General features: G+C 50.3%; 10 protein-coding genes. 6 read left to right on the top strand and 4 right to left on the bottom strand.

From position 1 onward, the window contains the following. Positions 1–187: 187 nt before the first annotated feature. The 3 genes from JW984_15625 to JW984_15635 all read left to right on the top strand — a co-directional run bounded on the left by JW984_15625 (position 188) and on the right by JW984_15635 (position 3,236). Positions 188–1,039 carry a glucosamine-6-phosphate isomerase gene (locus JW984_15625; GenBank protein MBN1574627.1) on the top strand — a complete coding sequence of 284 codons (852 nt, stop codon included), beginning with the start codon at positions 188–190 and terminating at the stop codon, positions 1,037–1,039. A gap of 172 nt (positions 1,040–1,211) precedes the next feature. After that, positions 1,212–2,069 (top strand): MoxR family ATPase, encoded by an 858-nt coding sequence (locus JW984_15630; protein ID MBN1574628.1) that lies wholly within the window; start codon positions 1,212–1,214, stop codon positions 2,067–2,069. Next, on the top strand, positions 2,070–3,236 hold the full coding sequence (locus JW984_15635) for a VWA domain-containing protein (GenBank protein MBN1574629.1): 1,167 nt from the start codon (positions 2,070–2,072) through the stop codon (positions 3,234–3,236). It begins immediately after the preceding gene. 105 nt (positions 3,237–3,341) lie between these two features. On the opposite strand, the gene JW984_15640 is transcribed toward JW984_15635, so the two are convergent. Then, a complete protein-coding gene (locus tag JW984_15640; GenBank protein MBN1574630.1) occupies positions 3,342–4,142 on the bottom strand; it encodes a hypothetical protein in 801 nt (266 codons plus the stop codon). 255 nt (positions 4,143–4,397) lie between these two features. Here JW984_15640 and JW984_15645 point away from each other — a divergent pair, with 255 nt between their 5' ends. Beyond that, on the top strand, positions 4,398–5,474 hold the full coding sequence (locus JW984_15645) for an SMP-30/gluconolactonase/LRE family protein (GenBank protein MBN1574631.1): 1,077 nt from the start codon (positions 4,398–4,400) through the stop codon (positions 5,472–5,474). Positions 5,475–5,578: 104 nt separating this feature from the next. On the opposite strand, the gene JW984_15650 is transcribed toward JW984_15645, so the two are convergent. Further along, the gene (locus JW984_15650) at positions 5,579–6,064 is read right to left on the bottom strand and encodes an HD domain-containing protein (GenBank protein MBN1574632.1); all 486 of its coding nucleotides are present in this window, start codon (positions 6,062–6,064) and stop codon (positions 5,579–5,581) included. Positions 6,065–6,117: 53 nt separating this feature from the next. Beyond that, a complete protein-coding gene (locus JW984_15655; protein ID MBN1574633.1) occupies positions 6,118–6,846 on the bottom strand; it encodes a DUF2461 domain-containing protein in 729 nt (242 codons plus the stop codon). Positions 6,847–7,064: 218 nt separating this feature from the next. Between JW984_15655 and JW984_15660 the strand changes: the two genes are divergently transcribed. Together JW984_15660 and JW984_15665 are read left to right on the top strand one after the other, a co-directional pair. Beyond that, a complete protein-coding gene (locus JW984_15660; protein ID MBN1574634.1) occupies positions 7,065–8,600 on the top strand; it encodes an NAD(P)/FAD-dependent oxidoreductase in 1,536 nt (511 codons plus the stop codon). Between the two features lie 747 nt (positions 8,601–9,347). Beyond that, complete coding sequence (locus JW984_15665; protein MBN1574635.1) at positions 9,348–10,844, top strand: aldehyde dehydrogenase; 1,497 nt, start codon at positions 9,348–9,350, stop codon at positions 10,842–10,844. Between the two features lie 250 nt (positions 10,845–11,094). Here JW984_15665 and JW984_15670 read toward each other — a convergent pair whose 3' ends face one another. Then, complete coding sequence (locus JW984_15670; GenBank protein ID MBN1574636.1) at positions 11,095–14,028, bottom strand: PAS domain S-box protein; 2,934 nt, start codon at positions 14,026–14,028, stop codon at positions 11,095–11,097. Positions 14,029–14,512: the final 484 nt, after the last annotated feature.

The following is a 14,512-nucleotide window of genomic DNA, read 5'->3' on the forward strand; positions in this document are numbered from 1 at the left end:
TTAAGCATTTTTTAAGAATAGAAAACCCGCAAATCTTTGTCAAGCGTAATACGGCTCAGATAAAAAAATCCTTTTTTTCTATCCTCAATGGACTTGAACTTTCCTGCCCAATTTGATAACATCGACTTTCACAATCACATTGCCATCAATTGATTGAAACCGCACATTATAAAAGGATGACATCTATATGGAAACCGAAAAGCTTATGTCGATTCCGGCGGCGGAGCTGGCAAGGGGGATCAATATCGGGGGCGACATCCCCGTGACTATCGTTAAATACGACGAGGCCCTCTCCCAAAACTTCGCAAGGACAATGGCGGACGAGATAGAGAAAAACAACAATACCGATAAAAAAACGAGTTTCATCCTCCCGGTGGGGCCGAAGGGGCAGTACGAGCCGTTCGTGAATATCGCCATCGATGAGGGGATCGACCTCTCGCGATCCTCCTTCTTCTTCATGGACGAGTACCTGACCGATGACGACCGCTACATTTCCACAAACCATCCCCTCTCATTTAGGGCATTTGTCGAGGAGACCTTAACGAAGCGGCTGACCGGAAGGGCGGGATTCGATCCAAAGAGCGTCCACTTCCCCAATCCGGCAGACGTGGGGGCGTACGGGAATTTGATAGAGGACTCCGGCGGGATAGAGGTATCCTTTGCCGGCGTCGGTATAAACGGCCACCTCGCCTTCAACGAGCCTCCTGATATGCCGGTAGATATCGAGGAATTTTTAAACCTCCCCACCAGGGTCCTATCCCTGTCGCGCGAGACGAGGACGATAAACTCGGTCACTGCGGGCGGCGGCGCCATAGACTACATCCCGAAGAGGGCAGTGACGGTGGGGATGAGGGAGATATTTTCGGCAAAAAAAATCAGGATATACATGAACAGGGATTGGCAGAAATACGGAGTCAGGAGGGCGCTCTACGGGGAGATTTCCCCCATATTTCCGGCCTCTCTGGTCAGGAGGCACGTGGATGTCGCCTTCGTGATTACCGAAGAGGTGGCCCTTCCGCCTGCGCCTGAGATAAGGTAGCCGGGTGACTTCACATTACTACATTGCGTCACAATCAGCCTGAATAACAAAATGGCAATTCAAATTTTTAAACCACTTTCCCTTGACCTTCCCCCGCAAATAAACTATACTAATTATTTAATGCTTTAAAACCCTACAGTTCTTTTTCACTTTTTGGATATTGGATATAGAAATGAAAGATTACAGCGGAACCGAAAGCTATATCGTCTCCCAACACCTGATGGACTCGGTAAACGTCTCCATCGCCTTAAGCAGGCCCCTCCTGGTCAAGGGGGAGCCGGGAACCGGAAAGACGCTTCTCGCCCACTCCATTGCCGAGGGTATAAAAAAGGAGATCATCGTTTGGAACATCAAATCGACCACCAAGGCCAAGGACGGCCTCTACGTATACGACACGGTGCAGAGGCTCAACGACGCCCGCTTCGGCGAGGGGAACGTCTCCGACATCAAGCGCTACATCAAGCTCGGAAAGCTCGGTCAGTCCTTCACGACGGATAAGCAGGTGGTGCTTCTCATCGACGAGATCGATAAGGCCGACCTCGAGTTTCCCAACGACCTCCTAAACGAAATGGACGTGATGTCCTTTCACATACCGGAGACGGACGAGACGATCACCGCGAAGAACAGGCCCATCGTCATCATCACCTCCAACAGCGAGAAGGAGCTCCCGGACGCGTTCCTTCGCCGGTGCGTCTTCCACTACATCGAGTTTCCGGACGATGAGCTGATGGAACGGATAATCAGGGTCCACTTCCCGAATATCGAAAGAGACCTGATGGACGCCGTCATCGCCAGGTTCTACTGGATAAGGTCCCTCAACCGGCTCAGGAAAAAGCCCTCTACCTCGGAGCTTATCGACTGGGTTCAGGCGCTCATCGTTGGGGGGATAGACCCCGACCGGGTGGAGGCCGAGATACCGTTTCTGGGAACCCTTATGAAGAAAAACGAGGACTACATCACAGTCGAGAGGCACAAGGACTACGACAAGAGCTATCAGGGCTACCGCCAGAGAAACGGACGAGGAGCGTAGATGTTCATCGATTTTTTCTTCGAGCTAAAATCGAGGGGAGTGCCGGTCTCCCTAACCGAGTGGATCGTGCTACACAAGGTCCTCTCCGAGAACCTCAACCTGACGAGCCTCGATCGCTTCTACTACATCGCTAGGGCGGTTCTCGTCAAGGACGAGGCCCTCTACGACAAATACGACATCGCATTCGCCTCCTACTTCAAGGGGATCGAGACCCCGGAGGAGATGGTCGCCGAGATACTGAAAGGTCTGGAGAGAATTGATGCGCTCGTCCTCACGCCGGAGCAGATGGCCCTCCTTGAAGCCCTCGATCTCGACGAGGTCAGGGCGAACTTCGAGCGCCAGTGGGGGGAGGGACGCTACAAGGGACACAAGGGAGGAAACAGAGCGATAGGCACCGGCGGGACGTCTACCCAGGGGGCCTACGGCTTTCACCCCACCGGCGTGAGGATAGGCCAGGACGGCTCCCGCCACAGGCGCGCCGTCCAGATCGCCGAGGAGCGGAGGTTCAAGAACTACTCGTCCGAAGTAATCCTCGACACGAGGAACATCAAGGTCGCCCTGTCGAGGCTGAGGACGCTCCTCCCCCGGGGGCCGGAGGACGAGCTCGACCTCGACAAGACCATCGACAAGACCTGCAGGAACGGCGGCGAGATCGACCTCGTCTGGGGAAGAAGCCTCACCAACGCCGCAAAGGTCCTCCTCTTCATGGACTCCGGCGGGTCGATGAACCCCTTCGTCCAGACGGTGGAGCGCCTCTTTTCCGCCGCCAAGAGCCAGATCAGGGACCTCAGGTACTTCTACTTCCACAACTGCATCTACCAGGAGATGTACAGCGACTTCATGAAGAGGGAGAAGGCAAAGACCATCGATGTCCTGAGGCAGTACGGGAGCGACTACAGAGCTATCCTCGTGGGTGACGCCGACATGGCCCCCTCGGAGCTTCTCAACGTCGACGGCGCCATCTACTACTATTACAGAAACGACACCCCCGGCATCCACTGGCTGAAGATGGTCAAGGACCACTTCAGAAAGTGCGTCTGGCTGAACCCAAGGCCCGCCCGTATCTGGCCCCACACCGACACGATCCCGATCGTCAAGGAGGTCTTTCCGATGTACGAGATGACCCTCGAGGGGATTACGGATGCGGTGAAGTATCTGATGAGGTGAGGGGGGGGAGCTTTAGTTTATAGGTGTATTCAGTATTCAATATTATTAAAATTTACTTTTCCTGCTTTCCTTTATCTGATTCTCACCCAATTAAGAATAGGTCTATCAAAAGATGAAATTCCTTGTAATAATATAGACTATTATCCCGCCAATAATTGTGGTAACTAAACCTATAAACCATGGATTTGATAATAAATCAGAATCATCCTTTTCACTAAAGGTTGGAGAAGTTTTTATTGTCTTGGTTTCGGTTTCGGTAATTATTTTGGGCTTATTTTCCGGTTTTTTTTCAAGCACTTTTGGTTCAATTATCTTTGGTTTTACAATCACCTTAATAGGCATTACTGGAACGTCATCAACATGATATCCTGTATCATTTAAGTACGGCCAATTCTGAATATATCCATTTTCATGTGCAAAAAACAAAACTTTATCATCCATATCGTGAAAATCATTACCATCATACCAAACGATTTTTCTATAAACCCAACTTGTCGAAGAGAAAACCTGTTCCATATTGAATTCACCGTTTGTGCCAAAAATTACGTAATATGTTTTTGGTTCAGAAGGAGCCTTCAAATCTATCGGGATATCCCAATTTCTACCGCCTGTCGGAATCCATTTATCAATAGTCACTATTGAACTTTCACGTTTACCCCAAGTCCAGGTATATCCGAAAGGTACTACGGCATCTGGGCTGTTGCTGTTATATGTTTTGCACTCAATATTTCCTTCTATGTATTCCTTCGGCTCCACATAAATTGTCCACTTCGATTCAGACAATGATTGCCCCGCCAAAACACCACCTGTAAGCACTATTCTGTTTTTAGCATACAAGTTTATCGATAAAGCAATAAGAAGAATAACCTGAAAAGTGACCAGTCTAAAATACATTATTCTGACCATTGAAAAAACCTTTTTAAATCATCTCTTTTTAGTTTTAAATCCGCTAAACAACCAAGGGCATATTAAATCATAAATATTTGTATTATGTCAAAGAGAACTTATAACAATGATAATAAAAATTTTGAATTTTTATAATGAAATTTAAAAGGCTTTATTACATTTTCTATGGCCCTCCCCCCCAACTTTCCCCTTGCAAAATTGATAAATACTATATATATTAGTGAAAATATCCTAAATTTTCTAAGGGGAAATGAAATGTCTGCGAAAACGAAAAATATTAGCGGGCTGAAAGTCTTATTAATTTTACTGACGGCCGTACCCTTATGCCTCGCCACCGGGTGCGCAAAGAACATCGAGACGGAGATTCCCATCGACAACTGCATCAGAATCACCGGGATGCCGGGGCCGGAGGACTTCGCCTACATCGCAAGCGAGAATATCCTCGTCGTCTCCAGCGACGACAGGAGAAACCATGAGAAAGACGGAAAGCTCTTCTGGATCGACCTTGCCCTCCCGCCCGAGGAGCAGGTGGGAAATCCGATCGACATCGAGTACCCGGATAGCTTCAAGCCCCACGGCGTCAGCTACATAACCACGGATACCGGCGGAAGGCTCTTCGTCATCTCCCACCCGAATCCGGCTGAGGGGCTGCACACCGTAGAGGTCTTCGACATGACGGGCAGTGGAAACAACAGGGAGTGGAAGCACGTCGAGACGCTTAAGAGCGAGCTCTACACGAGCCCGAACGACCTCGTGGCGCTGCCCGACGGGACGTTATTCGTCTCCAACGACTCCGGCAAGGGAGGAAACACCATCAAGAAGATCAAGGCCCTCTTCAAGATAAAAAACGGCGACATCATCTACTACGACGGTGCGGAATATATCGACTTCGGCAACCCGGAGTCCTACGGAAACGGTATCAACTACTTTAAAGCGGACGGGGCGGAGTATCTGTACCGCGCGGCTCTGATGGACAAGTCGGTCAAGAAATACGAGATCATAAGGACCGAAGGCAAGATCACCGGGCTGAAATACCTCTCGAAGGTCGACCTGGGCACGATGCCGGACAACCTCGAAATCGAGCCTGACGGCACCATTTACGCGGCATGTCACTTCAACTCGTTTATCTTCTTGAAACACGCCAAGGACGGCGCAAACATCTCCCCCACGCAGATATTGGTAGTCTCTCCGGCGGGCGAAGTCAAGGAAATCTACGCCAACAAGGGTCAGGAAATATCGGCGGGGAGCGTGGGACGCGTCATTAACGGCAGGCTCTACATCGGACAGGTCTTCGAGGGTTTCCTCCTCTCCTGTCCCTGCTGCTCGGAGTAGAAAGAATATATGATCGAGAGGATTTAAAACATAAAGGACGACGGCGGGAGATGCCGGATTTATCCGACTCTCCCGCCGCCTTTCTACTTGAAAGCCTTTCCTGTTTAGAGATATTTCCCCTCGGCGATCTCCCTTCCACTCTTCGTCCTGAAAAGCTTTTTTATCACACCCGCGAGCTTTCCCTTGTCCTCAACGTCATACAAATCCGGGATGTTGACTATCCAGTCCGCATCCCAGATGATCCTGAACTCCACTGTGTCGATATCCCTCGCGCTGTGGTGGCTCCCCACGATCCGGCACACGTGGTCTATCGTGTCGGCGTCGAGGCCCACATCCCTCATTATCCCCTCGGCGATCCTCGGGCCCTCCATCTCCTGGTACTTGGCCGCGGAGGAGCCGTGTTTCCTCTCCGCCTCCTTGATGCCGATGTCGTGGAGGAGCGCGGCGGAGACCACGACCTTCGGGTCGCCCCCCTCCGCTTTCATTATCTCAGAGGCATACCCGAATACGGTAAGGGCGTGGTCGATCCTCTTTTGATCGTCTCCGAACAGTCTCTTTACCTCCTCGATCAACCTATCCTCCAATAACATATCGAAAGCCTCCTTTCCGTCCATCCCATTAAATCAATAAATCTCAGGGGAGATTACTCCCCCACCCTCTCGACCATCTCAACGAGCCACCGGTGGAGGGGGGCCATCTTTACAAAATATTCGAAGGCGTAGTCGACCATCGCCTCCGAGTAGAACTCCCGAGGAATTGGCGACTCGGCAAAGGCGGTAAGCCCCTTGTTCAAAAGGAGGCCAGCCCTCTCGTGATCCGGGTCGTAGCCCCGGGGCACCTTCTTGTAGCGCTCCCCGCCGTAGAGCCCGCACCTACCGTCACCCTTGACGGAAGAGCCTCCCTCGACCTCGCTTATCGCCTCGGCGAGCTTAGGGCCGTGGGTGGGGTGAACCACCGATCTCCTGTACTCGTCCAGGTGCTCCTTGGGAAACATGTATATTCCCGCGCCGATCAGAAGGAGCTCCGGCTCCACGTGAAAGTAGAACCCCGAGCACTCCATCCTCTTCCTCCTCCCCTCCCAGAATAATATCGCCAGGTGGGTCTTGTATGGGGACTTGTCCTTGCTGAACCTGACATCCTTGCTTATCCGAAAAAGGGACTTGTTGACCCTCGGGTCGGCGATGATGTTCGGGGCGATAAGCTCAAGCCTCTCTCCCATGTCGACGACGAAATCCCTGGCCGGCGCCATGACGTGATCCTCGAAATCACCCCTGTGGTCGTCGAACCACACCTTCTTGTTGTTCACAGCTAATCCCCTGTAAAACTTCAACGTATCATCGCTGAAGCCCGTGAATCTCCCTTTGTCCCCCATCCTTATATACTCCTTAAACTCAATACTATTTTAGTGCCTAATAATAGTCTACTTTATATGTCGGGATTTATCAAGGACAATGTATTTCCGTGCAAAGGAATTTTTCAATTTATTCATCTATTCCATCCCATTCTTACTTGTCTTTAGGCCCCGATTCTGATAAAATCCAAAATCCGTATAAATATTCTGTTTTACTCTATCCGGTTAAGGAGCTGACCATGACAAATTCGGTAGTGATCGGAGCGGGAATGGCGGGACTCACCGTTGCGGCGTATCTCGCAAGGGACGGGATGGATGTTGACGTATACGAGCAGTCTGATTTCATCGGCGGGGTTACGATGTCGATGAAGGAGAAGGGATTCACGTGGGACATCGGGCCGATGATAATCGAGGCCGTTGGTCCCGGCGAGCCGGGGGGAGTCGTGCTTAAGGAGATAGGTGCCGCCGACAGGTTTAAGCTGATCATGGGAGACCGCGTTGTGGCCTTTCCCGATTACACCGTCAGAAAACCGGAGAAATACAGCGGGCCCTACTGGAGAAAGGATCTGTTGAAGGAGATATTTCCCGATGAGGCCGACGGTATAGACCGCTTCTACAATATCTGCGACATCGTAACCGACCTCGTCACGCTGGACAGGATGGCTAAGGTGAGGGGGCCGGTTCGCGCATTCTTCTACAAGATCGGGATGCTGATCCTCTATCTCAGGATAAAAAAATACGAGAAGCTCTCGGCGAAGGAGCTCCTCGACCTCTACTTCACCGACGAGAAGATAAAGGCCTTCTTCACCGCAATTTTGGCCGACCTCGTCGTGCTCCCCTCGGAGTTTATCGGGCTGGGCGTCCCCTTCTTCAATCCGGAGACCGCCTACGACTACAGGATCCCCGCAAAGAGGGTCTTCGGCATAGGGCCCAAGAGGGTGCAGTTTTACTACGTCGCCGGGGGCATCGGGAAGATGGTCGATGCGGTCGCCAAATCGGTAACCGAGGCTGGAGGGAAAATACACACGAATAAAGCTGTCAAGAAAATATTGACCGAGGGGGAAAAGGTCACGGGCGTCGAGCTTGAAAACGGTAAGGTCGTCGAGGCGGACATGGTGTTTGTAAGCGGCGGCGCCAGGGAGTGCTTCCTTAAACTCATCGGCAAGGACCGCCTCCCGACCGACTTCGCGGCAAAGATCGAGGACGTTCCGCTGATGGAGTCGGTCTTCATGGTGCAGCTGGGCGTAGACATGGACCCAACCCCATACCAGGACAGGCCGGTCGTCTACTACATCAACACCTACGACATCGAGGGGGGCGTTTACCTGACCCGGGACGGCGAGTACCACGAGGGGAAGGAGGGCTTCGTAGTCTACATCAACTCCTTCCACACGCCGGAGATGGCGCCGAAAGGCATGCACTCGATAACGATTTACACCATCGCCCCGAGCGAGATCGAGGGGGGTTGGGAGGCGGTCAAGGACGAGATGACCGAAAAGTTATTAGTCGAGGTGGAGAAAACAATCCCGGGGTTGAGGAAGAGCGTTAAGGTTAAGATCACGCTGACGCCGGACGACTTCAAGAGGATCACCTATATGCCTGATCACCACTCCTTCGGCGGGATGTGCCCAATCATGGGAAAGGAGGCCCCGAAGTTCAGGACTCCCTTCAAGAACCTCTGGTTCATCGGGAGCCAGAGCGAGGCGGGCGCCAGCGTCCCGGCCCAGATCATCAACGCCAAGCGGATATTCAAGATGGCAAAGAGGGAGGTTTAGAGAAACAATCTTTAGCTAATTCATTTTGATGACATGGCACACTGCGGAAGCTTCAAGTCAATAAATCGACATGCCCGGTCATATAAGTTGCGCTTTGGAGTTGAATTTGCCGTTCCTTTTATATATAGGGAATATACTAGTTATCACTCTCAAACGGTAAGAAAAATATCCAACCGGATAAAACCCTGCCTCAAGATGTTACGATGTGAGCTAGAGCCTAAAACTCACTTTAACTTTTCACACGCTTCCACCTCCCCGTTGTCGCAGGCTTATTTAAAGTCTACAACGGCCTTTTTCGCATCGCCCATCGTATCAAAGATCAACCCCCTCGTGTAATAGTAATAGGCCCAATAGTAATTCGGGTCAATACCTATGGCCCTCTCAATATCGGCCATCGCCTCCTTCCTTTTGCAGCCTTAAGAACCGCATCTTCGAATTAGATTTAATTAGACTCTATCCTCTGCTAAGGCTTCATCAGGGCTATCGATTGAATCCTGTTAGGAACCTCACAAAAATTTTCGCCAATTCTTTTAACCTTTATACAAATAGTTCTTGACATATTTCGGTATATCTATAGTATATATATACTTTGTATATACCTCGAGCATTCACAGCCTACGCATATAATGAAACTCCACATACGATAAACAACTTGTTCACTGAAGGCCCCTTTTTGCCCTTTTTGTTTGATTTTAGGCCTTGAAATAATTCCGACCATTGTCTTGAGAAAAATCTAGGAGGTTTTAGATGGAAAAGTACCGAATGTACATTGACGGGGAGTGGGCCGACGCCTCGGACGGAAAGACCACGAAGGTCGTAAACCCCGCCACCGAGGAGGTCATCGCCGAGGCGGCCCTGGGGGGAAAGGCGGAGGTTGAGCGCGCCGTTAAGGCCGCCCGCGACTCCTTCGAGAGAGGCGAGTGGCGGTTAAAAGATCCCTCCGAGCGATCCCGGATAATGCTCGATCTCCTGAGTAAATTCAGGGAGCGCGCCCAGGAGATCTTGCCTATCGAGATCGCCAACAGCGGCGCCGCCGCAAAGCAGTGCGGGAGCTTCGTGTCGTCGGCCCAGAACAGGTTCGAGTGGTACGCCAAGGCGGCCAACCGGGTATTCGAGGAGGCGATGCCGATCTTCAAGTTTCCGGCGGCCGCGTTTCCCTACATCAGGCGGGAGCCTATCGGCGTCTGCGCCCAGATAGTCCCCTGGAACGCCCCGCTCGTCGGGGGCGTGGGGGCGATCGCCGCGCCCCTAGCCGCGGGAAACAGCGTGGTGGTAAAGCCCGCGACATTGACCCCCCTATCGCTCTTGGAGTTCACGAAGCTCGTTTCCGAATCGGAGATACCCAAGGGGGTGGTCAACGTGATCGTCGGCCCGGGCGAGTCGGTCGGGGAATCGCTGGTCTCCCATCCGGAGGTCGACAAGGTCTCCTTTACAGGCTCCACCCAGTCCGGTAGGCGCGTCTGCTCCCTTACAGCCGACGGTCTCAAGAGGGTGACGATGGAGCTGGGTGGAAAATCGGCTAATATCTTCCTCGACGACGTGGAGCTGAACCTGGCCGTGGACAGCGCCATATTCGGCTGCTTCTTCCACGCCGGCCAGATCTGCTACTCCGGGACGAGGGTACTCGTCCACGCCTCGATTTACGACGCCTTTGTGGAAAAGTTGATCAAAAAGGTCAAGAGGATAAAGGTGGGCGATCCGACTGATTTCGCCACCGACATGGGAGCTCTAATCAGCGAAGGTCAGAGAAATACGGTTGAAAAATACGTCAGGATCGGAAAGGATGAGGGGGCGAAGCTCGCCTGCGGGGGCAGCCGGCCCGAAGGTCTCGAGAAGGGCTACTTCTTCGAGCCCACCGTCTTCGTCGACGTGGACAATAAGATGAAGATCGCCCAGGAGGAGATATTCGGCCCGGTAATGTGCGTCATCAAGTTCGAGGACGACAATCAGGCTGTCGAGATCGCCAACGACTCGGAGTACGGGCTCCTCGGCGCTGTTTGGTCGGGCAACGTAGACCGGGCAATAGGTATCGGCGAGAAGCTCAGGGTCGGAAACGTCTGGATAAACTCCTTTCACCTCCAGAGCCTCGACCTCCCCTACGGCGGCGTAAAGCAGAGCGGGATCGGAAGGGAGAGGGGGATACACGGCTTCCTAAACGAGTACACCGAGGTGAAGAGCATGCAGATCGACCTGGGACACACGCGCGAGCAGCGCTTCTGGTACTATCTGGTGGTCCCCAATTAGGAGCACGTTTTTGTCAGCAGGCTGCCGTTATTTTGTCTTATTGTAATATTGTTAAATGCCGCCTTACATGCCGGCACTTGCAGCTTTAATGTGGCGAGAGGTTTTTGAAAAGCATCTCGGCGTTTATGTTTGGGCGTGGGCGCTGCCCACGCCCGGCAGCATTTTTGTCATCAACTCCATCAGTCAGTGGTTTTTTTATCGCTCCGCCTTGGGAATAGAGCGGTATTCAATATTCTATACATTTAAAAAATCACTCGGACAAAACTTCATTCAGCATTGAAACCAAGACATCGACGTTAAACGGCTTTTCAATGAACTTGTTATTCGTGTTTTGCAGAAACGACTGCGTCTCCTTGTTCAAGACGTCGCCGGTAATGAATATTATCTTGTCCGCAATATCGGCGTGACTCTTCTGCAGGTGCAGGTAGAGCTCCTTCCCGTTGATCCCCGGCATCTTTATATCCGATATCACGGCGTCAAATTCTTTCGCCCCGAGAATGTCTAAAGCTTCGTCACCGGTGGACGTTATCTCGACCGAGTACCCTGTTTCGGTCAGTGCGTTGTAGAGAAGGTCTCTAAGGGATGCCTCGTCCTCGACGATGAGGATACTCTTTACGCCGTCAGGCGCCTTAATGGGAGCTTTGACCTCATCCATTATTGGTCTAGCGTTTTTGACTATCGGAATTGAAATGATAAACTTCGTGCCGATACCCGGTTTACTCTCCACCGATATGGTGCCGTTGTGTTCCTTTATAATACCGTAAGCCATACTTAGTCCCAGGCCGGTTCCTTTGCCCGCCTCCTTTGTTGTAAAAAACGGGTCGAAAATTCTATTTACCAGCTCTTCGGGAATACCGGGGCCGGTGTCTTCGAACTCCAAAACAATGTTGTCATTCTCTCTGTACGAGCTGATGGAAAGCACTCCCTGATCCTGCTCTTCGATGGCATCTCGGGCGTTATTGATCAGATTTATAAAAACCTGCTGAAGCTGATAGGGATCGGCGTATGTTTGAGGCAGATCTCTTGAAAGTGAAGTCCTTATATCAACATTGCTGACCTTAAGATCATATTCCCTGAGCTTGATCGACTCCATCAGGACATCATTGATATTGATCGTCTTCCGTTCAGGCTTGTGCTCCCTGGCGAAAGCGAGCAGGCCGCCGACTATCTTCGATGATCTAATGGACTCTCTTAATATGACATCGAGTTTCTCCTTGATCTCATCGGGCACATCTCTTTTCGATAACAGCTGGGCGTAACCGATGATCGATGTCAGCGGATTGTTGAGCTCATGCGCAACGCCTGACATAAGGGTGCCCATCGTTGACAGCTTTTCGGTCTGCAAAAGCTGGAACTCCATCTTCTTCTTCTCGGTGACATCCCGGGCGATGCCGAAAAAGCCGATCGGCCCATACGAATCGTCCCTCTTGAGAGATATGGAAGTCTCAATATCTATTAACTCCTTGCTCTTTCTGATCAGCCGCCAGTCCGCGTTTTTGGCGGGGACTCCTGTGCGGAACACCTCATTGAATGTCAAATAGACCTTATCCGCAATTTCCTTAGTCATATACTTCCGATAGTTGAGTCCCAACATCTTCTCTTTATCGTACCCCAGCATCCTCATCATTGACTCATTGAAGAAGGTGAAACTGCCCTTCAGATCGACCTCAAAATAGCCGTCCTCAATAGTATTTATAATCGTACGGTATTTCCCCTCGCTCTCCCTCAGCGCCTCTTCGGCCTTCCTCTTTTTTGTGATGTCGGTCAATACGCCTATCATCCCAACGTGTTGACTATCCTTTTTAATAGGTCTGCTGGAAGTTCTAACGTGATGAATGGAACCCTTTTTATCTACCATTCTAAATTCATAAGGATTCAAAACACCACCTATAGTTTCTTCACGGCTTCCCATAAGGCCCCCAATATCATCGGGATGGACATATTTGGAGAATGAATTTCCGATAATATCTTCGGTACGGTAGCCGAAAATTCTCTCTGCCACAGGATTCATATAGGTAATATTGCCCTCTGCATCGAGGTTAAAGATGACATCATTGAGATTTTCCACGAGTAATCTGTATTTTTCTTCGCTCTTTTGAAGCAGCTCGTTCGCCTCGACCAGATGCCTTGTCTTGGCCCCGACCTGCAGGCGCAGGATTTGAATAACTCCGAGCGATAAAACTAAAAACCCCAGAGTAACAAAGATAATCCATTTAAGATAACGCGGCACAACCTTTTTCGGGGGCTTTTCCATCCATCGAGCCATTGTTATGTAGTATTGGGAATTGGGCTGAACTTGCCAAGAATTCAAATGATAATCAATGGCATCAAGAAGCTCTAAGTTACGCCCCTGTGCGGTAGCAAAATACAATGACACCGGATTAAAAACTATGGGAGTCTTTATCAATCCGTACTTTTCGAAAAAGTAGTTTCCAATTAGATGGTTTGAAATCACCGCATCAACAGAGCCTTTACCGGCCAGCCTGAATCCTTCCTCGTATGTTTTGGTCTCTACAATATTTACGTTGAAACCAAATCCGCTGATCATCTGTTTAAAAACTGTCTCCTGAATACCCCTTTTAAGCAAGGCTATACGTCGTCCTTTAAGGTCCGAAAGTGTTGTCATCGGAATAGATTTGTTCGCATACACCTGCGACCAGCTGTCCACAACCGGAGCCTTGTGAAAATCATACTTCTCGTCCCGCTCCCGCGAATAGGCTACATCCGGCATCAAATCAATCCGGTCATTTTCAAGAGCATCGAGGCACTCCGCCCATTCACATGGAACATACACCAGGTTCCACTTTTCAAGCCTGGCGATCTCTTCGAGAATATCGACAAATATACCCGATGGACGGCTGTCTTCGTCAATGAATATCTTCGGCTGATTCTGGTAAATGCCGACACGTACCGTGCGGTTGTAAGACCCGTAGTCGTTATTTTTCGACAGGTCGTCCGGCTGATCTTCCCGGACGATTACGACGCTGTCGGTTTTTATTTTAGGATTGGGAAAAAATATTTCTGGCGCGTCGTGTTCGGCGGCAAGAAGGACGGGCTTATCGGCTTTAAAAAAATGGTTTTGCCGGGCTTCACGGGGAGGGTCGCTGCTGAAATGAAAGGCGGGTATTCCTATCAGTACTGCAGTTACAACACTTAGGAGAATTAGTCTCTTCTCAGTGCCCATAACCACACCTCTAATTGTTATAGAGCCCGGTTAATACGCTTCTTATAACTGCCTTTCCTGACGGATTTTGGCGTATCTAAAAACATGATGTAGTCGTGCTTTATGAGTACCGACTCCATATTAATATGGTCTCAATGCTATTTTATCGGTAAAAACCCCAAACTTTCAAAAGTGTCATTACCATAAGACCGAGATTTGCCAAGGCTCTTCTTTAACGTTTTTTTATCATTTCCTTGAATTGTATCTATGTATTTTAACAAAATTAAACGAAACAGTCAAGTTACTATACTTTGGCCAAAACGCCATCTTAAAACAAAAACCGGAAACTTTATAGATCGGTCAGGACTCACGCATAGCAAGGAGAGCATCCAATCCGGCAAGGAACTGACTAAGATTTCTAAAAATACGGCAGGGTGATTGTAGGGCTTTGGATTTGGAACGGGATGAAATTTGAACTTTTATATGATCAGACGGGATTTCAACC

The sequence above is a fragment of the Candidatus Zymogenus saltonus genome (assembly GCA_016929395.1).
GTDB classification, from domain to species: domain Bacteria; phylum Desulfobacterota; class Zymogenia; order Zymogenales; family Zymogenaceae; genus Zymogenus; species Zymogenus saltonus.